General features: G+C 55.0%; 34 protein-coding genes. All 34 read right to left on the bottom strand.

Translation table 11 applies throughout. The features are described 5' to 3' along the window. Positions 1-6: 6 nt before the first annotated feature. Positions 7-627 (bottom strand): 30S ribosomal protein S4, encoded by a 621-nt coding sequence (rpsD, locus tag J3D60_RS18010; RefSeq protein ID WP_003176404.1) that lies wholly within the window; start codon positions 625-627, stop codon positions 7-9. A gap of 18 nt (positions 628-645) precedes the next feature. Then, positions 646-1,035: a 30S ribosomal protein S11 gene (gene rpsK, locus J3D60_RS18015; RefSeq protein ID WP_002555466.1), complete on the bottom strand. Its 390-nt coding sequence runs from the start codon at positions 1,033-1,035 to the stop codon at positions 646-648. 30 nt (positions 1,036-1,065) lie between these two features. Beyond that, entirely contained in the window at positions 1,066-1,422 is a 357-nt protein-coding gene (gene rpsM / locus J3D60_RS18020) for a 30S ribosomal protein S13 (RefSeq protein WP_024077676.1), read from the bottom strand. Between the two features lie 129 nt (positions 1,423-1,551). Continuing rightward, positions 1,552-1,668: a 50S ribosomal protein L36 gene (rpmJ, locus tag J3D60_RS18025; protein ID WP_002555468.1), complete on the bottom strand. Its 117-nt coding sequence runs from the start codon at positions 1,666-1,668 to the stop codon at positions 1,552-1,554. A gap of 27 nt (positions 1,669-1,695) precedes the next feature. After that, on the bottom strand, positions 1,696-3,024 hold the full coding sequence (gene secY, locus J3D60_RS18030) for a preprotein translocase subunit SecY (protein WP_003194637.1): 1,329 nt from the start codon (positions 3,022-3,024) through the stop codon (positions 1,696-1,698). Beyond that, a complete protein-coding gene (rplO, locus tag J3D60_RS18035) occupies positions 3,025-3,462 on the bottom strand; it encodes a 50S ribosomal protein L15 (protein WP_003176407.1) in 438 nt (145 codons plus the stop codon). 3 nt (positions 3,463-3,465) lie between these two features. Then, on the bottom strand, positions 3,466-3,642 hold the full coding sequence (gene rpmD / locus J3D60_RS18040) for a 50S ribosomal protein L30 (RefSeq protein ID WP_003176408.1): 177 nt from the start codon (positions 3,640-3,642) through the stop codon (positions 3,466-3,468). Between the two features lie 2 nt (positions 3,643-3,644). Next, positions 3,645-4,145, bottom strand: a complete 501-nt coding sequence (gene rpsE / locus J3D60_RS18045) for a 30S ribosomal protein S5 (RefSeq protein ID WP_003186035.1) — start codon at positions 4,143-4,145, stop codon at positions 3,645-3,647. 3 nt (positions 4,146-4,148) lie between these two features. Beyond that, positions 4,149-4,499 (bottom strand): 50S ribosomal protein L18, encoded by a 351-nt coding sequence (gene rplR, locus J3D60_RS18050; RefSeq protein WP_003186037.1) that lies wholly within the window; start codon positions 4,497-4,499, stop codon positions 4,149-4,151. A 10-nt stretch (positions 4,500-4,509) separates the two neighbouring features. Beyond that, the gene (rplF, locus tag J3D60_RS18055) at positions 4,510-5,043 is read right to left on the bottom strand and encodes a 50S ribosomal protein L6 (RefSeq protein ID WP_003176412.1); all 534 of its coding nucleotides are present in this window, start codon (positions 5,041-5,043) and stop codon (positions 4,510-4,512) included. A 12-nt stretch (positions 5,044-5,055) separates the two neighbouring features. After that, the gene (rpsH, locus tag J3D60_RS18060) at positions 5,056-5,448 is read right to left on the bottom strand and encodes a 30S ribosomal protein S8 (RefSeq protein ID WP_003176413.1); all 393 of its coding nucleotides are present in this window, start codon (positions 5,446-5,448) and stop codon (positions 5,056-5,058) included. A gap of 206 nt (positions 5,449-5,654) precedes the next feature. Then, positions 5,655-5,960 carry a 30S ribosomal protein S14 gene (gene rpsN / locus J3D60_RS18065; protein WP_003176414.1) on the bottom strand — a complete coding sequence of 102 codons (306 nt, stop codon included), beginning with the start codon at positions 5,958-5,960 and terminating at the stop codon, positions 5,655-5,657. A 13-nt stretch (positions 5,961-5,973) separates the two neighbouring features. Continuing rightward, entirely contained in the window at positions 5,974-6,513 is a 540-nt protein-coding gene (gene rplE / locus J3D60_RS18070) for a 50S ribosomal protein L5 (RefSeq protein WP_003194642.1), read from the bottom strand. Between the two features lie 22 nt (positions 6,514-6,535). After that, positions 6,536-6,850 carry a 50S ribosomal protein L24 gene (gene rplX, locus J3D60_RS18075; RefSeq protein ID WP_003176416.1) on the bottom strand — a complete coding sequence of 105 codons (315 nt, stop codon included), beginning with the start codon at positions 6,848-6,850 and terminating at the stop codon, positions 6,536-6,538. A gap of 11 nt (positions 6,851-6,861) precedes the next feature. Next, positions 6,862-7,230, bottom strand: a complete 369-nt coding sequence (rplN, locus tag J3D60_RS18080; RefSeq protein WP_002555479.1) for a 50S ribosomal protein L14 — start codon at positions 7,228-7,230, stop codon at positions 6,862-6,864. 23 nt (positions 7,231-7,253) lie between these two features. Beyond that, positions 7,254-7,520, bottom strand: a complete 267-nt coding sequence (gene rpsQ, locus J3D60_RS18085) for a 30S ribosomal protein S17 (RefSeq protein ID WP_003176419.1) — start codon at positions 7,518-7,520, stop codon at positions 7,254-7,256. Positions 7,521-7,522: 2 nt separating this feature from the next. Beyond that, complete coding sequence (gene rpmC, locus J3D60_RS18090; protein WP_002555481.1) at positions 7,523-7,714, bottom strand: 50S ribosomal protein L29; 192 nt, start codon at positions 7,712-7,714, stop codon at positions 7,523-7,525. Beyond that, positions 7,714-8,127: a 50S ribosomal protein L16 gene (rplP, locus tag J3D60_RS18095; RefSeq protein WP_003232424.1), complete on the bottom strand. Its 414-nt coding sequence runs from the start codon at positions 8,125-8,127 to the stop codon at positions 7,714-7,716. The genes rpmC and rplP overlap by 1 nt, the downstream gene beginning before the upstream one ends. Positions 8,128-8,139: 12 nt before the next feature. After that, the gene (gene rpsC / locus J3D60_RS18100; RefSeq protein ID WP_003176422.1) at positions 8,140-8,826 is read right to left on the bottom strand and encodes a 30S ribosomal protein S3; all 687 of its coding nucleotides are present in this window, start codon (positions 8,824-8,826) and stop codon (positions 8,140-8,142) included. 13 nt (positions 8,827-8,839) lie between these two features. Next, on the bottom strand, positions 8,840-9,172 hold the full coding sequence (gene rplV, locus J3D60_RS18105; RefSeq protein ID WP_003103908.1) for a 50S ribosomal protein L22: 333 nt from the start codon (positions 9,170-9,172) through the stop codon (positions 8,840-8,842). Positions 9,173-9,183: 11 nt separating this feature from the next. Then, on the bottom strand, positions 9,184-9,459 hold the full coding sequence (gene rpsS / locus J3D60_RS18110) for a 30S ribosomal protein S19 (protein ID WP_003232420.1): 276 nt from the start codon (positions 9,457-9,459) through the stop codon (positions 9,184-9,186). 16 nt (positions 9,460-9,475) lie between these two features. After that, complete coding sequence (rplB, locus tag J3D60_RS18115) at positions 9,476-10,300, bottom strand: 50S ribosomal protein L2 (protein ID WP_003210080.1); 825 nt, start codon at positions 10,298-10,300, stop codon at positions 9,476-9,478. Between the two features lie 14 nt (positions 10,301-10,314). Then, entirely contained in the window at positions 10,315-10,614 is a 300-nt protein-coding gene (gene rplW / locus J3D60_RS18120) for a 50S ribosomal protein L23 (RefSeq protein WP_002555488.1), read from the bottom strand. Further along, positions 10,611-11,213, bottom strand: coding sequence for a 50S ribosomal protein L4 (rplD, locus tag J3D60_RS18125; protein WP_003176424.1), 603 nt, complete (start codon positions 11,211-11,213; stop codon positions 10,611-10,613). Before rplD ends, rplW begins: the two co-directional genes overlap by 4 nt. Before the next feature lie 12 nt (positions 11,214-11,225). Continuing rightward, on the bottom strand, positions 11,226-11,861 hold the full coding sequence (rplC, locus tag J3D60_RS18130) for a 50S ribosomal protein L3 (protein WP_007253310.1): 636 nt from the start codon (positions 11,859-11,861) through the stop codon (positions 11,226-11,228). Between the two features lie 81 nt (positions 11,862-11,942). Further along, on the bottom strand, positions 11,943-12,254 hold the full coding sequence (rpsJ, locus tag J3D60_RS18135) for a 30S ribosomal protein S10 (RefSeq protein ID WP_003186070.1): 312 nt from the start codon (positions 12,252-12,254) through the stop codon (positions 11,943-11,945). Between the two features lie 157 nt (positions 12,255-12,411). Then, positions 12,412-13,605, bottom strand: coding sequence for an elongation factor Tu (gene tuf, locus J3D60_RS18140; protein WP_027605166.1), 1,194 nt, complete (start codon positions 13,603-13,605; stop codon positions 12,412-12,414). A gap of 30 nt (positions 13,606-13,635) precedes the next feature. Then, positions 13,636-15,741, bottom strand: coding sequence for an elongation factor G (gene fusA, locus J3D60_RS18145; RefSeq protein WP_003210087.1), 2,106 nt, complete (start codon positions 15,739-15,741; stop codon positions 13,636-13,638). Positions 15,742-15,771: 30 nt separating this feature from the next. Continuing rightward, positions 15,772-16,242 carry a 30S ribosomal protein S7 gene (gene rpsG / locus J3D60_RS18150; RefSeq protein ID WP_002555493.1) on the bottom strand — a complete coding sequence of 157 codons (471 nt, stop codon included), beginning with the start codon at positions 16,240-16,242 and terminating at the stop codon, positions 15,772-15,774. Positions 16,243-16,360: 118 nt separating this feature from the next. Beyond that, positions 16,361-16,732: a 30S ribosomal protein S12 gene (gene rpsL / locus J3D60_RS18155; RefSeq protein WP_002555494.1), complete on the bottom strand. Its 372-nt coding sequence runs from the start codon at positions 16,730-16,732 to the stop codon at positions 16,361-16,363. 216 nt (positions 16,733-16,948) lie between these two features. Next, positions 16,949-21,148: a DNA-directed RNA polymerase subunit beta' gene (gene rpoC / locus J3D60_RS18160; protein WP_065942264.1), complete on the bottom strand. Its 4,200-nt coding sequence runs from the start codon at positions 21,146-21,148 to the stop codon at positions 16,949-16,951. Between the two features lie 64 nt (positions 21,149-21,212). Beyond that, positions 21,213-25,286 carry a DNA-directed RNA polymerase subunit beta gene (gene rpoB, locus J3D60_RS18165; RefSeq protein WP_027605164.1) on the bottom strand — a complete coding sequence of 1,358 codons (4,074 nt, stop codon included), beginning with the start codon at positions 25,284-25,286 and terminating at the stop codon, positions 21,213-21,215. Positions 25,287-25,505: 219 nt separating this feature from the next. Next, on the bottom strand, positions 25,506-25,871 hold the full coding sequence (gene rplL, locus J3D60_RS18170) for a 50S ribosomal protein L7/L12 (RefSeq protein WP_027605163.1): 366 nt from the start codon (positions 25,869-25,871) through the stop codon (positions 25,506-25,508). A 78-nt stretch (positions 25,872-25,949) separates the two neighbouring features. After that, a complete protein-coding gene (gene rplJ, locus J3D60_RS18175; protein ID WP_003176433.1) occupies positions 25,950-26,450 on the bottom strand; it encodes a 50S ribosomal protein L10 in 501 nt (166 codons plus the stop codon). Positions 26,451-26,639: the final 189 nt, after the last annotated feature.

The following is a 26,639-nucleotide window of genomic DNA, read 5'->3' on the forward strand; positions in this document are numbered from 1 at the left end:
TAGCCCTTACTTGGAGTAGAGCTCGACAATCAGGCTTTCGTTGATGTCGGCGGACAGATCACTGCGAGCAGGAACGTTCTTGAAAACGCCCGACTTCTTCTCAGTGTCTACTTCTACCCATTCTACGCGGCCACGTTGGGCACACAGATCGAGAGCTTGGACAATGCGAAGTTGGTTTTTTGCTTTCTCGCGAACTGCGACCACGTCACCAGCACGAACCTGGTAGGACGGAACGTTTACGGTCTGACCGTTAACGCTGATCGACTTGTGCGATACCAGCTGACGGGATTCGGCACGAGTCGAACCAAAGCCCATACGGTATACAACGTTGTCCAGACGGCATTCGAGCAGTTGCAGCAGGTTTTCACCGGTTGCACCTTTCTTGCCAGCAGCTTCTTTGTAGTAGCCGCTGAACTGACGCTCGAGAACGCCGTAGATACGACGGACCTTCTGCTTTTCACGCAGTTGGGTGCCGTAATCGGACTGGCGACCGCGGCGTTGGCCGTGGATACCAGGTGCTGCTTCAATGTTGCACTTCGATTCGATCGCGCGCACGCCGCTCTTCAGGAAGAGATCGGTGCCTTCGCGACGAGCGAGTTTGCATTTTGGACCAATGTAACGAGCCATTCTTTACAATCTCCTGGATTACACGCGGCGCTTCTTCGGCGGACGGCACCCGTTGTGCGGGATTGGCGTCACGTCGGTGATGCTGGCGATCTTATAGCCACAGCCGTTCAAAGCACGGACAGCAGACTCACGACCTGGACCTGGACCTTTGACGTTAACGTCGAGGTTTTTCAGGCCATATTCCAGCGCAGCTTGACCAGCACGTTCAGCAGCTACTTGAGCAGCAAACGGCGTGGACTTGCGGGAACCGCGGAAACCCGAACCACCGGAGGTAGCCCAAGAAAGCGCGTTACCTTGACGGTCGGTGATGGTCACGATGGTGTTGTTAAAAGATGCATGGATGTGGGCGATGCCATCAACCACTGTCTTTTTAACTTTTTTACGAGGACGAGCAGCAGGTTTTGCCATGATAATTTTCCTGTCGATTCGCTGGGGCGATTACTTGCGGATCGGCTTACGCGGACCTTTACGGGTACGCGCGTTAGTCTTGGTACGCTGACCGCGCACTGGAAGACCACGACGATGACGCAGACCGCGATAGCAACCGAGGTCCATCAAACGCTTGATTTTCATGTTGATTTCGCGACGCAGGTCACCTTCAGTGGTGAACTTCGCCACTTCGCCACGCAGCAATTCAATCTGCTCGTCGCTCAGATCCTTGATCTTAGCGGCTGGGTTTACCCCAGCAACTGCGCAAATTTTCTGCGCAGTAGTGCGACCAACACCATAGATGTAGGTCAGCGAGATAACAGTGTGCTTGTTATCTGGAATGTTAACGCCTGCAATACGGGCCATTCAGTGGGACTCCAATTGACAGCTACCTACGCCCCGGAAGCCAAGAAATAGGGCGCGAGATAATATCGCTGTAATAACAAATAATCAACCCGGCAGCGCACTAGCTGCCGGGCTTCAAGCGGATCACACTCAGCCTTGGCGCTGTTTGTGACGCGGTTCCGCGCTGCAAATTACTCGAACAACACCTTCGCGGCGAATAATCTTGCAGTTACGGCACAGCTTTTTCACCGATGCACGAACTTTCATCACCAACTCCTCGAACCTTATGGGTACTCAGCGCAACATGCCGCTGCCGTAACCCTTCAGGTTGGCTTTCTTCATCAGGGATTCGTACTGGTGCGAAACGAGGTGCGATTGTACTTGGGACATGAAGTCCATCACAACCACGACCACGATCAGCAACGAGGTCCCGCCAAGGTAGAACGGAACGTTTGCTGCAACCACCAGGAACTGGGGCAACAAGCACACGGCCGTCATATATAGAGCACCGAACAGGGTCAAACGAGTCAGAACGCCATCAATGTAGCGTGCCGACTGCTCACCTGGACGAATACCCGGAATAAAGGCACCGGACTTCTTCAGGTTTTCCGCTACGTCTTTCGGATTGAACATCAACGCCGTATAGAAGAAGCAGAAGAAAATAATCCCTGCACTAAACAGCAGAATATTCAACGGCTGACCAGGAGCGATCGACTGAGAGAGGTCCTGCAGCCAGCCCATATTTTCAGACTGACCAAACCAGGTACCCAACGAAGCCGGAAACAGCAAAATGCTGCTCGCGAAAATTGCCGGAATAACACCGGCCATATTCACTTTCAGCGGCAAGTGGCTGGTCTGCGCAGCAAAAACCTTACGGCCCTGCTGACGCTTGGCGTAGTGAACAGCAATACGACGCTGGCCACGCTCAATGAACACCACAAAACCGATAATCGCTACTGCCAGCAAACCGATGGCAACCAGGGCGAAAATATTGATATCACCCTGACGTGCAGACTCGAAAGACTGCCCGATTGCTCTCGGAAGACCGGCGACGATACCTGCGAAAATCAACATCGAGATACCGTTACCAACACCACGCTCAGTAATCTGCTCACCCAGCCACATCATGAACATCGCACCAGCCACAAACGTGGATACCGCGACGAAATGGAAGCCAAAGTCACCAGTGAACGCAACGCCCTGCCCTGCCAGGCCAACGGACATGCCGATAGCCTGGACCAGGGCGAGGACGACAGTGCCGTAGCGGGTGTACTGGCTAATCTTGCGACGGCCAGCTTCACCTTCCTTCTTCAACTGCTCCAACTGCGGGCTGACGGCGGTCATCAGTTGCATGATGATCGATGCCGAGATGTACGGCATGATCCCCAGTGCAAAAATGCTCATCCGTTCCAGCGCGCCGCCGGAAAACATGTTGAACAAGCTAAGAATGGTCCCCTCATTCTGTCGAAACAGGTCTGCGAGTCGGTCCGGGTTGATACCTGGAACCGGGATGTGTGCGCCTATTCGGTAGACGATAATCGCCAGGAACAGAAAACGCAGACGAGCCCAAAGTTCAGACATACCGCCTTTGCCGAGCGCTGAGAGAGCACCTTGCTTAGCCATTTATTCCTCGAACTTGCCGCCAGCTGCTTCGATAGCCGAACGCGCACCTTTGGTGGCGCCGATTCCCTTGCCGATAGTGACAGCGCGAGTCACTTCACCGGACAGCATGATTTTCACACGCTGTACGTTGACGTTGATCACGTTGGCATCTTTCAGGGTCTGCACAGTAACGATGTCGCCTTCCACTTTAGCCAGTTCGGACAGACGCACTTCTGCGCGGTCCATGGCCTTCAGGGAAACGAAGCCGAACTTAGGCAGGCGACGATGCAGCGGCTGTTGACCGCCTTCAAAGCCTGGAGCAATGGTGCCACCGGAGCGGGAGGTTTGACCTTTGTGGCCACGGCCACCAGTCTTACCCAAACCGCTACCGATACCACGGCCCGGACGATGCTTTTCGCGACGGGAACCCGGCGCTGGACTCAGATCATTGAGTTTCATCGATTAACCCTCGACACGCAGCATGTAGTAAGCCTTGTTGATCATCCCGCGATTCTCGGGAGTATCCTGGACTTCTACAGTGTGACCGATGCGACGCAGACCCAAACCCTTAACGCACAATTTGTGGTTAGGGATGCGGCCGGTCATGCTTTTGATCAGCGTTACTTTAACGGTAGCCATGATCAGAAGATCTCCTTGACGCTTTTGCCACGCTTGGCGGCAATGGATTCAGGAGATTGCATAGCTTTCAAACCCTTGAAAGTGGCGTGAACCACGTTTACCGGGTTAGTCGAGCCATAGCACTTGGCCAGAACGTTCTGAACGCCAGCAACCTCGAGGACAGCACGCATAGCGCCGCCAGCGATGATACCGGTACCTTCAGAAGCAGGCTGCATGTACACCTTCGAAGCACCGTGAGCGGACTTCATTGCGTACTGCAGCGTGGTGCCGTTCAGATCAACTTGGATCATGTTGCGACGAGCAGCTTCCATTGCCTTCTGGATCGCAGCAGGCACTTCACGTGACTTGCCACGGCCGAAGCCAACGCGCCCTTTACCATCACCCACCACGGTCAACGCGGTGAAAGTGAAGATACGGCCGCCTTTAACGGTTTTGGCTACGCGGTTAACTTGAACCAGCTTCTCAATGTAGCCTTCGTCGCGCTTTTGGTCGTTATTTGACATAACTTAGAACTCCAGCCCAGCTTCACGAGCAGCATCAGCCAGCGCTTTAACGCGGCCGTGGTACTTGAAGCCAGAGCGGTCGAAAGCCACTTGCGAGACGCCAGCGGCCTTAGCACGCGTAGCGACCAGCTGGCCAACCTTTGTGGCCGCGTCGATGTTGCCAGTGGCACCATCACGCAGTTCTTTATCCAAAGTCGAGGCGCTGGCCAGGACTTTGTTGCCGTCGGCCGAGATGACCTGGGCGTAGATGTGCTGCGACGAGCGGAACACGCAGAGACGCACGACTTCGAGTTCGTGCATTTTCAGGCGTGCTTTGCGAGCGCGACGCAGTCGAGTAACTTTTTTGTCGGTCATTTGCTATGCCCTACTTCTTCTTGGCTTCTTTACGACGGACGACTTCGTCCGCGTAGCGCACACCTTTGCCTTTGTACGGCTCTGGTGGACGGAAGTCGCGGATCTCAGCAGCCACTTGACCTACCAGTTGCTTATCGATGCCCTTGATCAGGATATCGGTCTGGCTAGGAGTCTCAGCGGTGATGCCTTCCGGCAGTTCGTAATCCACTGGGTGCGAGAAGCCAAGGGCCAGGTTCAAAACCGTGCCTTTTGCTTGCGCTTTGTAACCAACACCGACCAGCTGGAGCTTACGCTCGAAGCCTTGGCTTACGCCTTGGACCATGTTGTTTACCAACGCACGCGTGGTACCAGCCATTGCGCGAGTTTGTTGATCGCCATTGCGAGCAGCGAAACGCAGCTCACCAGCTTCTTCAACGATCTCAACGGACGAATGGATATTCAGTTCAAGAGTGCCCTTGGCACCCTTCACCGAAAGCTGTTGGCCTGCGAATTTGACTTCGACACCGGCTGGCAGCTTAACGGGGTTCTTAGCGACGCGAGACATGCTTATCCCCCCTTAGAACACAGTGCAAAGAACTTCGCCGCCGACACCGGCAGCGCGCGCAGCACGATCCGTCATCACACCTTTGTTGGTGGAGACGATAGACACGCCCAGACCGCCACGAACTTTCGGCAGATCTTCAGCGGACTTGTACTGACGCAGGCCTGGACGGCTAACGCGCTTCACTTCCTCGATGACCGAACGGCCTTCGAAGTACTTCAGCTCGATGGACAGCAGTGGTTTGATTTCGCTGCTGATCTGATAACCCGCAATGTAGCCTTCGTCTTTCAGGACTTTGGCAACAGCAACCTTCAACTTGGAAGATGGCATGCTTACGACGGACTTTTCAGCCATCTGGGCATTACGGATACGAGTTAGCATGTCCGCTAACGGGTCCTGCATACTCATGGGCTAGACGCTCCTAATACAAAAAAATTAGCCTTGCGGCTACATATGTCGCTGAGAACTTCCGGGTAAAAAACACGGGCTCAGGCGAGCCGCGTATTTTAGACACACTCCGGAAATGAAACAAGCCCCAAAAGGGGCTTGTTCCAGATTCAAGGTCACCGGCGGTCCGTATCTTTCGATTCAGACCACCTGGACGCTGAAAGTACTTACCAGCTGGCTTTAACCAGACCTGGTACGTCACCACGCATTGCCGCTTCACGCAGTTTGTTACGGCCGAGGCCGAACTTGCGGTAAACGCCGTGTGGACGACCGGTCAGGCGGCAGCGGTTACGCATGCGCGAAGCGCTTGCGTCACGTGGCTGCTTCTGCAGGGCAACTGTAGCTTCCCAACGCGCTTCTGGACTTGCGTTCAGATCAACGATGATTGCTTTCAGTGCTGCACGCTTCTTGGCGTACTTGGCAACCGTGAGCTGACGCTTCAGCTCGCGGTTTTTCATGCTCATCTTGGCCATGGTCCTACTCCAATCAGTTGCGGAACGGGAATTTGAAAGCACGCAACAGGGCGCGACCTTCATCATCGTTCTTGGCAGTGGTGGTCAGGGTGATGTCCAGACCGCGGAGAGCATCGATCTTGTCGTAGTCGATTTCCGGGAAGATGATCTGCTCTTTCACGCCCATGCTGTAGTTACCACGACCATCGAAGGACTTGGCATTCAGGCCGCGGAAGTCGCGAACCCGAGGCAGGGAGATCGACAGCAGACGATCAAGGAATTCGTACATACGCTCACGGCGCAGAGTCACTTTGACGCCGATCGGCCAACCTTCACGGACTTTAAAGCCAGCGATGGATTTGCGAGCGTAGGTCACAACGACTTTCTGGCCGGTGATCTTTTCCAGGTCAGCAACAGCGTGCTCGATGACTTTTTTGTCACCGATCGCTTCGCCCAGACCCATGTTCAGGGTGATTTTGGTAACGCGCGGAACTTCCATCACATTCCCAAGCTTAAGTTCTTCCTTAAGCTTAGGGGCGATTTCCTTCCGGTAAATCTCTTGTAGTCGTGCCATGGTCTAATCTACCTAGCAGTGTTCAAGCATCAACCGCTTTTTGGGTCGACTTGAAGACACGAATTTTCTTACCGTCTTCTACTTTGAAACCAACGCGGTCAGCCTTGTTGGTTTCGCCGTTGAAGATGGCGACGTTAGAAGCGTCCAGCGGAGCTTCTTTCTCGACGATACCGCCCTGCACGCCCGACATCGGGTTAGGCTTGGTATGACGCTTGACCAGGTTCAGACCACCGATAACCAGACGGTTATTAGCGAGAACCTTAAGCACCTTACCGCGCTTACCTTTGTCTTTGCCGGCGATCACGATGATCTCGTCGTCACGACGAATCTTTTGCATGTCGGATCTCCTTACAGCACTTCTGGGGCGAGCGAGACGATCTTCATGAACTTCTCAGTACGAAGTTCACGGGTCACTGGCCCAAAGATACGGGTGCCGATCGGCTCTTGCTTGTTGTTCAGAAGAACAGCAGCGTTGCCATCAAAGCGGATAATGGAGCCATCTGCACGACGTACGCCGTGACGAGTGCGGACTACAACAGCAGTCATCACTTGGCCTTTTTTCACTTTACCGCGAGGAATTGCTTCCTTGACGGTAACCTTGATGATGTCACCGATACCAGCGTAACGACGATGGGAGCCACCCAGCACCTTGATGCACATAACACGGCGAGCGCCGCTGTTATCGGCCACATCGAGCATGGATTGAGTCTGAATCATATAATTTCTCCGACCCCTAGTCCTTAGACTTCCACAGCGCGTTCGAGAACATCAACCAATGCCCAAGACTTGGTCTTGGCCAGCGGACGAGTTTCACGAATAGTGACTTTGTCGCCGATGTGGCACTGGTTGGTTTCGTCGTGCGCGTGCAGCTTAGTCGAACGCTTAACATATTTACCGTAGATCGGGTGCTTAACACGACGCTCGATCAAAACGGTGATGGTTTTGTCCATCTTGTCGCTGACAACACGGCCAGTCAGCGTACGGACAGTCTTTTCGGCTTCAGCCATGATCACTTACCTGCCTGCTGGTTGAGCACAGTCTTCACGCGAGCGATGTCACGCTTAACTTGCGAGAGCAGATGAGACTGCCCCAACTGGCCAGTTGCTTTCTGCATACGCAGATTGAACTGGTCGCGCAGCAGGCCGAGCAGTTGCTCGTTCAGCTGCTGTGCGGATTTTTCACGAAGTTCATTCGCTTTCATCACATCACCGTCCGTTTAACAAAGGCGGTGGCGAGCGGCAGCTTTGCAGCAGCCAGGGCAAAAGCCTCACGCGCCAGCTCTTCAGTTACACCCTCGATTTCATACAGGACCTTGCCTGGCTGAATCTGGGCTACCCAGTATTCCACGTTACCCTTACCTTTACCCATCCGAACCTCGAGAGGCTTTTTGGAGATCGGCTTGTCCGGGAATACACGGATCCAGATCTTGCCGCCACGTTTAACGTGACGGGTCAGTGCACGACGCGCTGACTCGATCTGACGAGCGGTGAGACGACCACGAGCTACAGACTTCAGCGCGAACTCGCCGAAGCTGACTTTGCTACCGCGCTGAGCCAGACCACGGTTGTGGCCTGTCATCTGCTTGCGGAACTTCGTACGCTTAGGTTGCAACATTTGGCGTACCCCTTACTTAGCAGCTTTTTTACGAGGCGCTGGTGCTTGTGGTTTCAGTTCTTCTTGGCGACCACCAATTACTTCGCCTTTGAAGATCCAAACCTTTACACCGATCACACCGTAAGTGGTGTGAGCTTCGTAGTTGGCATAGTCGATGTCGGCACGCAGGGTGTGCAGTGGCACACGACCTTCGCGATACCATTCAGTACGTGCGATTTCAGCACCGCCGAGACGACCGCTCACTTGGATTTTGATGCCTTTGGCACCAATGCGCATGGCGTTCTGTACGGCGCGCTTCATAGCGCGACGGAACATTACGCGACGCTCCAGCTGCTGAGCTACGCTCTGCGCAACCAGCATACCGTCGAGCTCCGGCTTGCGGATCTCTTCGATATTGATGTGCACAGGCACACCCATTTGCTTGGTCAGGTCCTGACGCAGTTTCTCAACATCTTCACCTTTCTTCCCGATAACGATACCTGGACGAGCGGTGTGGATGGTGATACGTGCAGTTTGCGCCGGACGATGGATATCGATACGGCTTACGGACGCGCTTTTTAGTTTGTCTTGGAGATACTCACGCACCTTCAGATCAGCGAACAAATAGTCCGCATAAGTCCGACCGTCTGCGTACCAGACGGAGGTGTGCTCCTTGACGATTCCCAGGCGAATGCCAATGGGATGTACTTTCTGACCCATCTCTTCGACTCCGTTACTTGTCAGCAACCTTGACAGTGATATGGCAAGACCGCTTGACGATGCGATCAGCACGGCCTTTGGCACGTGGCATGATGCGCTTCAGCGAACGCCCTTCGTTGACGAAAACGGTGCTGACCTTCAGGTCATCAACGTCTGCGCCTTCGTTATGCTCGGCGTTGGCTACGGCCGACTCCAGCACTTTCTTCATGATCTCGGCGGCTTTCTTACTGCTGAAAGCCAACAGGTTGAGCGCTTCGCCCACCTTCTTCCCGCGGATCTGGTCGGCGACCAAGCGGGCTTTCTGGGCGGAGATTCGAGCGCCCGACAACTTAGCGGCTACTTCCATTTCCTTACCCCTTAACGCTTGGCTTTCTTGTCTGCCACGTGCCCACGATAAGTGCGGGTACCGGCAAACTCGCCTAGTTTGTGGCCGACCATGTCTTCGTTAACGAGAACTGGGACGTGCAGACGACCGTTGTGTACAGCGATGGTCAGACCGACCATTTGTGGCAGGATCATCGAACGACGCGACCAGGTCTTAACTGGTTTGCGATCGTTCTTTTCCGCCGCCACTTCGATCTTCTTCAGTAGGTGAAGATCAATAAAAGGACCTTTTTTCAGAGAACGTGGCACTGTCGTATCCCTCTATTTACTTGCGACGACGGACGATCATTTTGTCGGTACGCTTATTACCACGAGTCTTCGCGCCCTTAGTCGGGAAGCCCCATGGCGATACCGGATGACGACCACCAGAGGTACGACCTTCACCACCACCGTGTGGGTGGTCAACCGGGTTCATGGCAACACCACGAACGGTTGGGCGAACGCCACGCCAGCGTTTGGCACCAGCTTTACCCAGCGAACGCAGGCTGTGCTCGGAGTTCGAGACTTCACCCAGGGTCGCGCGGCATTCAGCCAGCACTTTACGCATCTCACCAGAACGCAGACGCAGGGTCACGTAGACACCTTCACGAGCGATCAGCTGAGCCGAAGCACCAGCGGAACGAGCGATTTGCGCGCCTTTACCTGGCTTCAATTCGATGCCGTGTACGGTGCTACCAACTGGAATGTTACGCAGCTGCAGAGCGTTGCCCGGCTTGATCGGCGCCAAGGCACCTGCGATCAGCTGGTCGCCAGCACTCACGCCTTTAGGCGCGATGATGTAGCGACGCTCGCCATCTGCGTACAGCAGCAGAGCGATGTGAGCAGTACGGTTTGGATCGTATTCGATACGCTCGACAGTGGCAGCGATGCCATCTTTGTCGTTGCGACGGAAGTCGACCAGACGATAATGCTGCTTATGGCCACCACCAATGTGACGAGTGGTAATACGACCATTGTTGTTACGACCACCAGTCTTCGATTTCTTCTCGAGCAGCGGTGCGTGAGGAGCGCCTTTATGCAGCTCCTGGTTGACCACCTTGACCACAAAACGGCGGCCAGGGGAAGTCGGTTTGCATTTAACGATTGCCATGATGCACCCCTTCCTTACTCAGCACTGCTGCTGAAATCGAGATCTTGGCCTGGCTGAAGGGAGATAACTGCCTTCTTCCAGTCATTACGCTTGCCCAGACCGCGAGCAGTGCGCTTGCTCTTACCCAGAACATTCAGGGTAGTAACACGCTCAACTTTCACGCTGAACAGGCTTTCGACGGCCTTCTTGATTTCCAGCTTGGTTGCGTCAGTTGCAACCTTGAAAACGAACTGGCCTTTCTTGTCAGCCAGAACCGTAGCCTTTTCGGAAACGTGCGGGCCAAGCAGAACTTTAAATACGCGTTCCTGGTTCATCCCAGCAGCTCCTCGAATTTCTTCACGGCCGACACGGTGATCAACACCTTGTCGTATGCGATCAGACTAACTGGATCGGAACCTTGCACGTCACGTACATCAACGTGTGGCAGGTTACGAGCAGCCAGGTACAGGTTCTGATCAACAGCTTCAGACACGATCAAAACGTCGGTCAGGCTCATGTTGTTCAGTTTGCCCAGCAGATCTTTGGTTTTTGGACTTTCAACAGCGAAGTCCTGAACCACGACCAGGCGATCAGTACGCACGAGTTCAGCAAGGATGGAGCGCAGTGCTGCGCGATACATCTTCTTGTTGAGCTTCTGAGAGTGATCCTGCGGACGAGCTGCGAAAGTGGTACCGCCGCCGCGCCAGATTGGGCTACGGATAGTACCGGCACGAGCACGGCCAGTACCTTTCTGACGCCAAGGGCGCTTACCGCCACCACGAACGTCGGAACGGGTCTTTTGCTGCTTGCTACCTTGACGGCCGCCGGCCATGTAGGCCACGACTGCTTGGTGAACCAGCGTCTCGTTGAATTCGCCGCCAAATGTCAGTTCGGAAACTTCGATCGCTTGAGCGTCATTTACATTTAATTGCATGTCAGCTTCCCCTTAACCGCGAGCCTTGGCCGCTGGACGTACAACCAGGTTGCCGCCAGTAGCGCCAGGAACAGCACCCTTGACCAACAACAGATTGCGTTCAGCGTCGACGCGCACTACTTCGAGGGACTGCACGGTCACGCGCTCAGCGCCCATATGACCGGACATTTTTTTGCCCTTGAATACACGACCAGGAGTCTGGCACTGGCCAATAGAGCCCGGGACGCGGTGGGAAACGGAGTTACCGTGAGTGTTGTCTTGACCACGGAAATTCCAACGCTTGATCGTACCCTGGAAGCCTTTACCTTTGGACTGACCGGTTACATCAACCAGTTGACCAGCAGCGAAGATTTCAGCGTTGATCAGATCGCCAGCCTGGTAGTCGCCTTCTTCAAGACGGAACTCCATGACAGTACGACCAGCTGCAACGTTTGCTTTAGCGAAGTGACCTGCTTGAGCAGCAGTCACACGCGAAGCGCGACGCTCGCCGACAGTGACTTGCACTGCACGATAGCCATCGGTTTCTTCAGTTTTGAACTGGGTGACGCGATTCGGCTCGATCTCAATGACCGTAACCGGAATGGAGACACCTTCTTCGGTGAAAATACGGGTCATACCGCATTTACGACCGACTACACCAATAGTCATGTTGTAAACCTCATGAGTGTACGGGGCTTTCACCCGCTATGGCCGCCCATTTCAGAGCGTTACACGACTAAGACCCAAGTCTTAGCCGAGGCTGATCTGTACTTCCACACCGGCCGCCAGATCGAGCTTCATAAGAGCATCAACGGTTTTATCCGTTGGCTGGACGATGTCCAGTACGCGCTTATGAGTACGGATCTCGTACTGGTCACGCGCGTCTTTGTTGACGTGCGGGGAGACCAGAACGGTGAACCGCTCTTTACGGGTAGGCAGTGGAATTGGACCACGCACTTGAGCACCAGTACGTTTCGCGGTTTCCACGATTTCCTGGGTGGATTGGTCGATCAGGCGATGGTCAAAAGCCTTCAACCTGATACGGATTTGCTGATTTTGCATTGGATTTCAGACTCCGGCTGCTATTCCCAGCGAGCGCAATACGCCCGTTAAAAGGAGGCGCAATTCTATAGACGCCCTAGATAGGTGTCAACCCAATAAAAAAGCCCCCGCTGAGCGGGGGCTTTTCAAAGCATCAAAGCTATCTCAGAAGAGACGCTTACTCGATGATTTTAGCTACAACACCAGCACCAACGGTACGGCCGCCTTCACGGATAGCGAAGCGCAGACCGTCTTCCATTGCGATGGTCTTGATCAGGGTAACTTCCATTTGGATGTTATCGCCTGGCATTACCATTTCAACGCCTTCTGGCAGCTGGCAGTTACCAGTCACGTCAGTAGTACGGAAGTAGAACTGTGGACGGTAGCCTTTGAAGAACGGAGTGTGACGACCGCCTTCTTCCTTGCTCAGAACGTAAACTTCTGCGGTGAACTTGGTGTGCGGCTTAACCGAACCTGGCTTAACCAGAACCTGACCACGCTCAACGTCGTCACGCTTGGTACCACGCAGCAGAACGCCGCAGTTCTCGCCAGCACGACCTTCGTCGAGCAGCTTGCGGAACATTTCAACACCAGTGCAGACAGTGTTGGTAGTGTCACGCAGACCAACGATTTCCAGCGCATCTTGAACGCGAACGATACCGCGCTCGATACGACCAGTCACAACAGTACCACGACCGGAGATCGAGAATACGTCTTCGATTGGCATCAGGAATGGCTTGTCGGTCAGACGAACTGGTTCTGGGATGTAGCTGTCCAGGGTTTCAACCAGTTTACGAACGGCAGTGGTGCCCATTTCGTTATCGTCTTTGCCTTCCAGCGCCATACGAGCAGAACCGATGATGATCGGAGTGTCGTCGCCTGGGAAGTCGTAAGTGCTCAGCAGATCGCGCACTTCCATCTCAACCAGTTCCAGCAGCTCAGCGTCGTCTACCAGGTCAGCCTTGTTCAGGAAAACCACGATGTACGGAACGCCTACTTGACGGGACAGCAGGATGTGCTCACGGGTTTGTGGCATCGGACCATCAGCGGCCGAGCAAACCAGGATCGCGCCGTCCATCTGGGCAGCACCAGTGATCATGTTCTTCACATAGTCAGCGTGACCTGGGCAGTCAACGTGAGCGTAGTGACGGATCTTCGAGTTGTACTCGACGTGCGCGGTGTTGATGGTGATACCACGAGCTTTTTCTTCTGGAGCGCTGTCGATCTTATCGAAATCAACGACTGCCGAACCGAAAACCTCGGAGCAGACGCGAGTCAGAGCTGCGGTCAGAGTGGTTTTACCGTGGTCAACGTGACCGATAGTGCCAACGTTGACGTGCGGTAGGGAACGATCAAATTTTTCTTTAGCCACGACAATTAACTCCTTGCCTAAAGGACTGAATCAGCCTTGTTTTTTGGATACAGTTTCAGCGATGTGCGCCGGAGCTGTGTTGTATTTTTTGAATTCCATAGAGTAGCTTGCGCGACCCTGGGACATGGAGCGAACGTCGGTCGCATAACCGAACATCTCACCCAACGGAACCTCGGCGCGAATCACTTTGCCGGAAACCGTGTCTTCCATACCCAAGATCATGCCGCGACGACGGTTAAGGTCGCCCATGACATCACCCATATAGTCTTCAGGTGTAACAACTTCTACCGCCATGATTGGCTCAAGCAACTCACCACCGCCCTTCTGGGCCAGTTGCTTGGTTGCCATGGAAGCAGCCACCTTAAACGCCATCTCGTTGGAGTCGACGTCGTGGTAAGAACCGTCAAAAACGGTTGCTTTCAGGCCGATCAGCGGATAGCCGGCAACAACACCGTTCTTCATCTGCTCTTCGATACCCTTCTGGATAGCAGGGATGTATTCCTTAGGAACAACACCACCCACTACTTCGTTCACGAATTGCAGACCTTCCTGACCTTCGTCAGCAGGAGCAAAACGGATCCAGCAGTGACCGAACTGACCACGACCGCCGGATTGACGAACGAACTTGCCTTCGATTTCGCAGTTCTTCGTGATGCGCTCACGATAGGAAACCTGAGGCTTACCGATGTTGGCTTCAACGTTGAACTCACGGCGCATCCGGTCAACCAGGATGTCCAGGTGCAACTCGCCCATGCCAGAGATGATCGTTTGACCAGTCTCTTCATCAGTTTTGACGCGGAAAGATGGATCTTCCTGAGCAAGCTTGCCCAGAGCGATACCCATTTTTTCCTGGTCATCCTTGGTCTTAGGCTCTACGGCAACCGAAATAACCGGCTCCGGGAAGTCCATGCGAACCAGGATGATTGGCTTGGCAGCGTCGCACAAAGTCTCACCAGTGGTGACGTCCTTCATGCCGATCAAGGCCGCGATGTCACCAGCGCGCACTTCCTTGATCTCTTCACGGGCGTTTGCGTGCATTTGCACCATACGACCCACACGCTCTTTCTTGCCTTTGACCGAGTTGATCACGCCGTCGCCGGAGGCCAACACGCCCGAATAAACGCGGACGAAGGTCAGAGTACCCACGAATGGGTCGGTAGCGATCTTGAACGCCAGAGCCGAGAACGGCTCGCTGTCGTCAGCATGACGCTCCATCTCTTCTTCCTCGTTATCAGGGTTGGTACCCTTGATAGCAGGAATGTCGGTAGGAGCAGGCAGGTAGTCGATCACGGCGTCGAGAACGAGGGGAACACCCTTGTTCTTGAAGGAAGAACCGCAAACAGCCAAGACGATCTCACCAGCGATAGTACGCTGACGCAGAGCAGCCTTGATTTCCACGTTGGTGAGTTCTTCACCTTCGAGGTACTTGTTCATCAGCTCTTCGCTGGCTTCGGCGGCAGCCTCAACCATGTTGTTGCGCCACTCGTCAGCCAGTTCCTGCAATTCTGCAGGGATAGGCTTGCGAACAGGAACCATACCTTTGTCAGCGTCATTCCAGTAGACCGCTTCCATGTTGATCAGATCGATCTGACCCTGGAAGTTGTCTTCGGAACCGATAGCCAATTGGATTGGCACCGGAGTATGACCCAGACGCTGCTTGATCTGACCGATCACGCGCAGGAAGTTGGCACCAGCACGGTCCATCTTGTTTACGTAAACAAGACGTGGAACGCCGTATTTGTTGGCTTGACGCCATACGGTTTCCGACTGAGGCTCGACACCCGAGGTACCGCAGAACACAACGACAGCGCCGTCGAGTACGCGCAGGGAACGCTCAACTTCAATAGTGAAGTCTACGTGGCCTGGGGTATCGATAACGTTGAAGCGGTGCTCATCTTTGTACTGCTTCTCGGAACCCTTCCAGAAGGCGGTAATAGCAGCAGAAGTAATGGTAATACCACGCTCCTGCTCCTGAACCATCCAGTCTGTGGTCGCGGCGCCATCATGCACCTCGCCCATTTTGTGACTTTTGCCGGTGTAAAACAGTACGCGCTCGGTGGTGGTGGTTTTACCAGCATCCACGTGAGCAACGATACCGATGTTACGGTAGCGGCTAATCGGAGTAGTACGAGCCATAAAGCCCTCGCAAAATTAGTGAAGCTAAGATTAGAAGCGGTAGTGCGAGAAAGCTTTGTTAGCTTCAGCCATACGGTGCACGTCTTCACGCTTCTTAACAGCAGCACCTTTACCTTCAGCAGCGTCCAACAGTTCGCCGGCCAAACGCAGAGCCATAGACTTCTCGCCGCGCTTACGGGCGAAGTCTACCAACCAGCGCATTGCCAGAGCGTTACGACGGGACGGACGAACTTCGACCGGAACCTGGTAAGTAGCACCGCCTACACGGCGCGACTTCACTTCGACCAGCGGAGCGATGGCGTCGAGAGCTTTCTCGAAGATTTCCAGGGGGTCGCTGTTCTTGCGTTCTTTAACCTTCTCCAGCGCGCCATAAACGATACGCTCGGCAACGGCTTTCTTGCCGCTTTCCATCACGTGGTTCATGAACTTGGCCAGAATTTGGCTTCCGTATTTTGGATCGTCAAGCACTTCGCGCTTGGCTGCTACGCGTCTTCTTGGCATGGATAAGCCCTCAAACGGTCTTCAGGTTCGCTCGGAATCGGTGCCCTTTCGGGACGCCTCCGACCTTACTCTTATCGACTCAGAAAATAAGATGATTCAGTTTTACAAAAAGCCGCTACTACTTAGGCTTCTTGGTACCGTACTTCGAACGACCCTGGTTACGACCTTTAACGCCGGAAGTATCCAAGGAGCCGCGTACGGTGTGATAACGAACACCTGGCAAGTCTTTTACACGACCGCCGCGGATCAGTACCACGCTGTGCTCTTGCAGGTTGTGGCCTTCACCGCCGATGTACGAGGAAACCTCGAAACCGTTGGTCAGGCGCACACGGCATACTTTACGCAGTGCCGAGTTAGGTTTTTTCGGCGTGGTGGTATACACACGGGTGCATACGCCACGACGTTGCGGGCAGTTCTGCAGCGCAGGCACGTCGGATTTCTCGACGATACGCTTACGCGGCTGACGTACCAGCTGGTTGATAGTTGCCATCTACTAGCTCCACTGTTGTCTTGCGACGCTATTGTCTTGCAAGAAAAGCAAAATGGCAGGAACGAATTCCCGCCAAATTTAGGGGTACAAGAGTCTAAAGAGGATCTTGCCCCCAGTCAAGGCAAGGCCCCGACCTCCCCTCCCGTCGAACCCGGGCAAAACTGCCTTGATCCGACGAATGGGACTGCCAGGGCCCAGACTTATTTACCGCAGAACTCAGTTACCGCTTGAGTTCAGTGCTTCGGTCAGTGCAGCTTCCACTTCACTGGCGCTTACGCGCAACGGCTTGTCAGCATCACGGCGACGCTTACGCTCGCTGTGATAGGCCAAACCGGTACCAGCCGGGATCAGACGACCCACGACCACGTTCTCTTTCAGGCCGCGCAGGTAATCGCGCTTGCCGGTTACCGCTGCTTCGGTCAGTACGCGAGTGGTCTCCTGGAAGGAGGCCGCCGAGATGAACGACTCAGTGGACAACGACGCCTTGGTGATACCCAGCAATACACGAGTGAACTTGGAAACGAATTTCTCTTCGCCAGCCAGACGCTCGTTTTCCACCAGCACGTGAGTCAGTTCCATCTGGTCGCCCTTGATGAAACTGGAATCGCCGGATTCAGCGATCTCAACTTTACGCAGCATCTGACGCAGGATGGTCTCGATGTGCTTATCGTTGATCTTCACGCCTTGCAGGCGGTAAACGTCCTGGATCTCGTTGACGATGTACTTGGCCAGCGCACTCACACCCAGCAGACGCAGGATGTCGTGTGGATCGCTCGGGCCGTCGGAGATCACTTCGCCGCGGTTTACCTGTTCGCCTTCAAACACGTTCAGGTGACGCCACTTTGGAATCAGCTCTTCGTACGGATCGGTACCGTCGTTCGGGGTAATGACCAGACGGCGCTTGCCCTTGGTTTCTTTACCGAACGCGATGGTGCCGCTGACTTCTGCCAGAATCGACGCTTCTTTCGGACGACGAGCTTCGAACAAGTCGGCAACACGCGGCAAACCACCGGTGATGTCGCGGGTCTTCGAAGTTTCTTGCGGGATACGCGCGATAACATCACCGATCGCGATCTTCGCACCATCCGCTACACCGACCAGGGCGTTGGCTGGCAGGAAGTACTGAGCGATTACGTCAGTGCCTGGCAGCAACAGATCCTTGCCGTTGTCGTCGACCATCTTCACAGCAGGACGGATGTCCTTACCGGCAGCAGGACGATCTTTCGCGTCGAGTACTTCAATGTTGGTCATACCGGTCAATTCGTCAGTCTGACGCTTGATCGTGATGCCTTCTTCCATGCCCACGTAGGTCACGGTACCTTTCATTTCGGTAACGATTGGGTGAGTGTGCGGATCCCACTTGGCCACGATTGCGCCAGCGTCGACCTTGTCACCCTCTTTAACCGAAATCACAGCACCGTACGGCAGCTTGTAGCGCTCACGCTCACGACCGTAGTCATCAGCGATTGCCAGCTCACCGGAACGGGACACAGCAACCAGGTGACCATCCACTCGCTCAACGTGCTTCAGGTTGTGCAGGCGGACAGTACCGCCATTCTTCACCTGAACGCTGTCGGCTGCGGAGGTCCGGCTTGCCGCACCACCAATGTGGAACGTACGCATGGTCAGCTGGGTACCCGGCTCACCGATGGACTGGGCGGCAATAACGCCGACCGCTTCACCGATGTTCACCTGGTGGCCACGAGCCAAGTCACGACCGTAGCACTTGGCGCAAATGCCGTAGCGGGTTTCGCAGCTGATCGGCGAGCGAACGATCACTTCATCGATGCTGTTGAGTTCGATGAACTCGACCCACTTCTCATCAACCAGAGTGCCGGCAGGAACAATAACTTCCTCGGTACCTGGCTTGAATACGTCACGGGCAATAACACGACCCAATACGCGCTCACCCAGCGGCTCTACAACGTCACCGCCTTCAATGTGCGGAGTCATCAGCAGGCCGTGCTCGGTGCCGCAGTCGATCTCGGTGACAACCAGATCTTGCGCAACGTCTACCAGACGACGCGTCAGGTAACCGGAGTTAGCCGTTTTCAACGCGGTATCCGCCAGACCTTTACGAGCACCGTGAGTGGAGATGAAGTACTGGAGTACGCTCAAACCTTCACGGAAGTTCGCAGTAATCGGCGTTTCGATGATGGAGCCGTCCGGCTTGGCCATCAGGCCACGCATACCGGCGAGCTGACGGATCTGCGCAGCAGAACCCCGTGCGCCCGAGTCAGCCATCATGTACATCGAGTTGAAGGACTCTTGGTCAACTTCGTCGCCGTGACGGTCGATGACTTTCTCTTTCGAGAGGTTGGCCATCATCGCCTTGGACACTTCGTCGTTGGCCTTGGACCAAAGGTCGATCACTTTGTTGTACTTCTCGCCCTGTGTTACCAGGCCCGAGGCGTACTGGCTTTCGATCTCTTTCACTTCATCAGTAGCAGCACTGATGATGCGGGCTTTTTCATCAGGGATAACGAAGTCGTTAACACCGATGGAAACGCCGGAAATGGTCGAATAGGCAAAACCGGTGTACATCAACTGGTCAGCGAAGATCACGGTCTCTTTCAGGCCAACCACGCGATAGCATTGGTTGATCAGCTTGGAGATCGCCTTTTTCTTCATCGGCAGGTTGACGACGTCGTACGACAGGCCTTTTGGCACAACCTGGTACAACAGCGCACGACCAACGGTGGTGTCGACAATACGGGTGCCGCTCACGCTGCCGCCATCACGGTCGTTGACAGTTTCGTTGATACGCACTTTGACCTTGGCGTGCAGTGCGGCTTCGCCGGCACGGAACACACGGTCAACTTCCTGCAGGTCAGCGAACACACGACCTTCGCCTTTGGCGTTGATCGCCTCACGGGTCATGTAGTACAGACCCAATACAACGTCCTGCGACGGAACGATGATTGGCTCACCGTTGGCTGGCGACAGAATGTTGTTGGTCGACATCATCAACGCACGCGCTTCCAACTGGGCTTCCAGTGTCAGCGGTACGTGCACGGCCATTTGGTCGCCGTCGAAGTCGGCGTTGTACGCAGCACAGACCAGAGGGTGCAGCTGGATAGCCTTACCTTCGATCAGTACCGGTTCAAACGCCTGGATACCCAGACGGTGAAGGGTCGGTGCACGGTTGAGGAGAACCGGGTGTTCGCGAATCACTTCAGCGAGAACGTCCCAAACCTCTGGCAGCTCGCGCTCGACCATTTTCTTGGCCGCTTTGATGGTGGTCGCGAGACCGCGCATTTCCAGCTTGCCGAAGATGAATGGCTTGAACAGCTCAAGTGCCATCTTCTTAGGCAGACCGCACTGGTGCAGACGCAGGGTCGGGCCTACGGTAATTACCGAACGACCAGAGTAGTCAACACGCTTACCGAGCAAGTTCTGACGGAAACGACCTTGCTTACCCTTGATCATGTCAGCCAAGGATTTCAGAGGACGCTTGTTGGAACCGGTGATAGCGCGGCCACGACGACCGTTGTCGAGCAGTGCATCGACAGCTTCCTGCAACATACGCTTTTCGTTGCGCACGATGATGTCCGGAGCGGACAGATCGAGCAGGCGCTTCAAGCGGTTGTTACGGTTGATCACACGGCGGTACAGGTCGTTGAGGTCGGAAGTCGCGAAGCGACCGCCATCCAACGGTACCAGCGGACGCAGATCCGGCGGCAGAACCGGCAGAACAGTCAGCACCATCCACTCTGGCAGGTTGCCGGAACCCTGGAAGGCTTCCATCAACTTCAGACGCTTGGACAGTTTCTTGATCTTGGTTTCGGAGTTGGTTTGCGGAATTTCTTCGCGCAGACGACCAATCTCGTGCTCCAGGTCGATAGCGTGCAGCAGTTCGCGGACAGCTTCGGCACCCATGCGGGCATCGAAATCATCACCGAACTCTTCCAACGCCTCGAAGTACTGCTCGTCGTTCAGCAGCTGACCTTTTTCAAGGGTAGTCATGCCTGGATCGATAACGACATAGCTCTCGAAGTAGAGAACGCGTTCGATATCACGCAGGGTCATGTCCATCAGCAAGCCGATACGGGACGGCAGCGATTTCAGGAACCAGATGTGGGCAACCGGCGAAGCCAGCTCGATGTGCGCCATGCGCTCACGACGAACCTTGGCCAGTGCAACTTCAACGCCACACTTTTCGCAGATCACACCACGGTGCTTCAAGCGCTTGTACTTACCGCACAGGCACTCGTAATCCTTTACCGGGCCAAAGATCTTGGCGCAGAACAGGCCGTCACGCTCAGGTTTGAACGTACGGTAGTTGATGGTTTCCGGCTTTTTAACTTCACCGAACGACCACGAACGGATCATCTCAGGCGATGCCAATCCAATACGGATGGCGTCGAACTCTTCGACTTGACCCTGGTTTTTCAGCAAATTCAGTAGGTCTTTCAAGGCCTTTCCTCCTGGCGGAGCAGAGAGCGGGCTAAACAGCCCCGCTCTCGATTCGCGTCACGTGTTATTCGGTTTCCAGATCGATATCGATGCCGAGGGAACGAATTTCTTTGATCAACACGTTGAAGGACTCGGGCATGCCCGGCTCCATACGGTGATCGCCATCCACGATGTTTTTGTACATCTTGGTACGACCGTTCACATCGTCCGACTTCACTGTGAGCATTTCTTGCAGAGTGTAAGCAGCACCGTATGCTTCCAGTGCCCAGACCTCCATCTCCCCGAAACGCTGACCACCGAACTGAGCCTTACCACCCAGCGGCTGCTGGGTAACCAGGCTGTACGAACCGGTAGAACGAGCGTGCATCTTGTCGTCTACCAAGTGGTTCAGCTTCAGCATGTACATGTAGCCAACAGTAACCGGGCGCTCGAACTTGTTGCCGGTACGGCCGTCGAACAGCTGCATCTGGCCGCTTTCTGGCAGGTCTGCCAGTTTCAGCATGGCCTTGATTTCGCTTTCCTTGGCACCGTCGAACACCGGGGTAGCCATTGGAACGCCACCGCGCAGGTTCTTCGCCAGATCCAGGATTTCCTGGTCGGAGAAGGTATCCAGCTCTTCCTTACGACCGCCGATCTCGTTGTAGATCTCGTGCAGGAACTTACGCAGGTCAGCAACCTTGCGCTGCTCTTCGATCATACGATTGATCTTCTCGCCCAGACCTTTAGCCGCTAGGCCAAGGTGGGTTTCAAGGATCTGACCAACGTTCATACGCGAAGGTACGCCCAATGGGTTGAGGACGACGTCGACCGGGGTGCCATTGGCATCGTGCGGCATGTCTTCAACCGGCATGATCACGGAGACCACACCTTTGTTACCGTGACGACCGGCCATCTTGTCGCCCGGCTGGATGCGGCGACGGATTGCCAGGTAAACCTTGACGATTTTCAGCACGCCTGGAGCCAGGTCATCGCCCTGCTGCAGTTTGCGCTTCTTGTCTTCGAACTTGTCGTCCAGCAGACGGCGACGATCCACGATATAGGCCTGAGCCTTCTCGAGCTGCTCATTAAGAGCATCTTCAGCCATGCGCAGTTTGAACCACTGGCCGTGCTCAAGACCGTCGAGGATTTCGTCGGTGATGTCCTGACCTTTCTTCAGGCCTGCGCCGCCTTCAGCCTTGTGGCCTACCAGGGCGGAACGCAGACGTTCGAAGGTCGCGCCTTCAACGATACGGAACTCTTCGTTGAGGTCCTTGCGGATCTCGTCGAGCTGGGTCTTCTCGATGGACAGCGCACGCGCATCACGCTCGACGCCGTCACGGGTGAAGACCTGTACGTCGATGACAGTACCCTTGGTACCGGTAGGTACACGCAGGGAGGTGTCTTTAACGTCGCTGGCTTTTTCACCGAAGATGGCACGCAGCAGCTTCTCTTCCGGAGTCAGTTGGGTCTCGCCTTTCGGAGTGACCTTACCAACCAGGATGTCGCCCGCACCCACTTCAGCGCCTACATAAACGATACCGGCTTCGTCCAGCTTGTTCAGTGCAGCTTCGCCCACGTTCGGGATGTCTGCAGTGATTTCCTCTGGCCCAAGCTTGGTGTCACGCGCCACACAGGTCAGTTCCTGAATGTGGATCGTGGTGAAGCGATCTTCTTGAACCACACGCTCGGACAGGCAGATGGAGTCTTCGAAGTTGAAGCCGTTCCATGCCATGAACGCGATGCGCATGTTCTGACCCAGAGCCAGCTCACCCATGTCGGTGGACGGACCGTCAGCCATGATGTCGCTACGCTGAACGCGATCACCCTTGCGCACCAGCGGACGCTGGTTGATGCAAGTGTTCTGGTTCGAGCGGGTGTATTTGGTCAGGTTGTAGATGTCGACACCGGCTTCACCGGTTTCAACTTCGTCATCAGCAACACGAACCACGATACGGCTGGCATCAACGGAGTCGATCACGCCGCCACGACGAGCCACGACGCAAACGCCGGAGTCACGGGCTACGTTACGCTCCATGCCGGTACCTACCAGCGGCTTGTCGGCACGCAGGGTCGGTACAGCTTGACGCTGCATGTTGGAACCCATCAACGCACGGTTGGCGTCATCGTGTTCCAGGAACGGGATCAGCGACGCGGCGACCGAAACTACCTGCTTCGGCGATACGTCCATCAAGGTGACGTCTTCCGGCGCCTTGACGGTGAACTCGTTCAGGTGACGAACAGCTACCAGCTCGTCGATCAGGACTTTCTTGTCGTTCATCGTGGCCGAAGCCTGAGCGATCACGTGATCAGCTTCTTCGATGGCAGACAGGAACACGATCTCGTCGGTGACCAGAGCGTCTTTCACCACACGGTACGGGCTCTCAAGGAAGCCGTACTGGTTAGTGCGCGCATAGGCGGCCAGGGAGTTGATCAGACCGATGTTCGGGCCTTCCGGCGTTTCGATTGGGCATACACGACCGTAGTGAGTCGGGTGTACGTCACGCACTTCAAAGCCAGCACGCTCACGGGTCAGACCGCCCGGGCCCAGTGCGGAAACACGGCGCTTGTGGGTGATCTCGGAAAGCGGGTTGTTCTGGTCCATGAACTGCGAGAGCTGGCTGGAACCGAAGAACTCTTTCACCGCCGCAGCCACTGGCTTGGCGTTGATCAGGTCTTGCGGCATCAGGCCTTCGCTTTCAGCCATCGACAGACGTTCTTTGACCGCACGCTCAACACGCACCAGGCCAACGCGGAACTGGTTCTCGGCCATTTCGCCTACGCAGCGAACACGACGGTTACCCAGGTGGTCGATGTCATCGACGATGCCTTTGCCGTTACGGATGTCGACCAGAGTCTTCAAGACCGCAACGATGTCTTCCTTGCACAGCACACCCGAACCTTCGATCTCGGTGCGACCGATACGACGGTTGAACTTCATCCGGCCGACCGCAGACAGGTCGTAGCGCTCAGGACTGAAGAACAGGTTGTTGAACAGGGTTTCTGCGGCGTCTTTGGTTGGTGGCTCGCCAGGACGCATCATGCGATAGATTTCTACCAGCGCTTCCAATTGGTTGCTGGTGGAGTCGATCTTCAGGGTGTCGGAGACGAACGGACCGCAGTCGATATCGTTGGTGTACAGGGTCTCGATGCGAACAACCTGCGCCTTGGCGATTTTCGCCAGGATCTCGGTGTTCAGCTCGGTGTTGCACTCAGCCAGGATTTCGCCTGTAGCCGGGTGAACGATGACCTTCGCGGTAGTACGGCCCAGGACATAGTCCAGGGGAACTTCCAGCTCTTTGATACCCGCTTTTTCGATCTGGTTGATGTGGCGCGCAGTGATACGACGGCCAGCCTCAACGATGACCTTGCCCTTTTCATCCTGAATGTCCAGGACAGCAATTTCACCACGCAGACGCGAAGCGATCAGCTCCAGCTTGAGGGTTTCATCCTTCAGGCTGAATACGTTGGTGGTGTAGAACGCATCCAGGACTTGCTCAGTGGTGTAGCCGAGCGCGCGCAGCAGTACCGAGGCCGGCAGCTTGCGACGACGGTCGATACGCACGAACACGCAGTCTTTCGGATCGAACTCGAAGTCCAACCACGAACCGCGGTACGGAATGATCCGCGCGGAGTACAGGAGCTTGCCGGAGCTGTGCGTCTTGCCGCGGTCGTGGTCGAAGAACACGCCCGGGGAACGGTGCAGCTGGGAAACGATAACGCGCTCGGTACCGTTGATAACGAAGGTACCGTTCTCAGTCATCAATGGGATTTCGCCCATGTAGACTTCTTGCTCTTTGATGTCCTTGATCGCTTTGTTCGACGACTCTTTGTCGAAAATGATCAGACGGACTTTTACCCGCAAAGGTACGGCGTACGTAACACCGCGCAACACGCATTCTTTGACATCAAATGCCGGTTCGCCCAGGCGATAACCGACGTACTCCAGCGCAGCATTGCCGGAGTAGCTGATGATCGGGAAAACGGATTTGAAGGCCGCATGCAGGCCCACGTCGCGGAACTGATCTTTGGTCGCTCCCGCCTGCAAGAATTCACGATACGAATCCAGCTGGATAGCCAGAAGGTACGGGACATCCATGACGTCCGGCAACTTGCTAAAGTCCTTGCGGATACGTTTTTTCTCAGTATATGAGTAAGCCATCAGCGTTCCCCAGCTTGGTCACCTGCTTGTTTGGCCCTCCCGACGGGAGCAGCCAGAAAATCTTGCAAACCCCATGGTTTGCACCACCGCATCGGGTGGCTACAGCGCGTTAATGGCGGCGACCGAGTCGACAGCCAAGAACGGAAAAAGGCCGGTGGCAAGAGCCACCAGCCATCAGCCTTCAGCTTAACGCTTGGGCTGGAGACGCAAGGTCGATGCTTACTTCAGCTCGACTTTAGCGCCTGCTTCTTCCAGAGTAGCTTTGGCTTTGTCAGCTGCTTCTTTGGCAACAGCTTCCAGAACCATGGCAGGAGCGCCGTCAACTACAGCCTTGGCTTCTTTCAGGCCCAGACCGGTCAGTTCACGTACTGCCTTGATCACGTTTACTTTCTTCTCGCCAGCTTCGGTCAGCATGACGTTGAATTCGGTTTGCTCTTCAACAACGGCAGCAGCAGCAGCTGGGCCAGCGGAAGCAGCGGCAGCGGAAACGCCGAATTTTTCTTCGAAAGCTTTGATCAGCTCAACAACCTGCAGAACCGACATTTCAGCTACGGCGTTGAGGATATCGTCTTGGGAGATAGACATTGCTGTATTTCCTGAATTGGGGGACGGCCTACGCGGCCATCGAAATAAACAAAAATACGCGAGAGAAGTTGCTCAGCCTTAGGCCGCGGCAGCTTCTTTTTGCTCGCGAACTGCAGCCAGAGTACGAGCCAGCTTGCTGGTAGCGCCTTGAATCACGCTCATCAGCTGCGAAATGGCTTCGTTGCGGGTCGGCAGTGTTGCCAGTACGTCGATTTGGTTAGCTGCGAGGAACTTGCCCTCGAACGCAGCTGCCTTGATCTCGAACTTATCCTGACTCTTAGCGAACTCTTTGAACAAACGGGCAGCAGCGCCTGGATGATCCTTGGAGAAGGCAATCAGAGTCGGGCCAGTGAACACGTCGTTGAGGACACTGTATTCAGTGTCAGCAACGGCGCGCTTGAGCAGGGTGTTACGTACAACACGTACGTATACGCCAGCTTCACGAGCCTCTTTACGGAGTCCGGTCATAGCGCCTACTGTCACACCACGGGCATCAGCCACGACAGCGGACAGAGCAGCTTTGGCAGCCTCGTTGACTTCAGCGACGATGGCCTTCTTGTCTTCGAGATTAATTGCCACGGGTTTAACTCCTGCTTGTTACCGTTTCATCTGGCCGGAGCCGGATGTCGTTTTGGTGTCTGATTCGGTAAGGAACCGGGAGCACCATCTGCGTAGGCTTGTTGGTTTAAGACTTGCGTCGCCTACGGTCTTGGATAGCCCCCGCCAGGCAGGGACCCCAATCTTTCAATTGGCGCAATCGCTTACGCC

It is taken from the genome of Pseudomonas sp. S3E17 (assembly GCF_024168685.1).
Lineage (GTDB): Bacteria > Pseudomonadota > Gammaproteobacteria > Pseudomonadales > Pseudomonadaceae > Aquipseudomonas > Aquipseudomonas marginalis.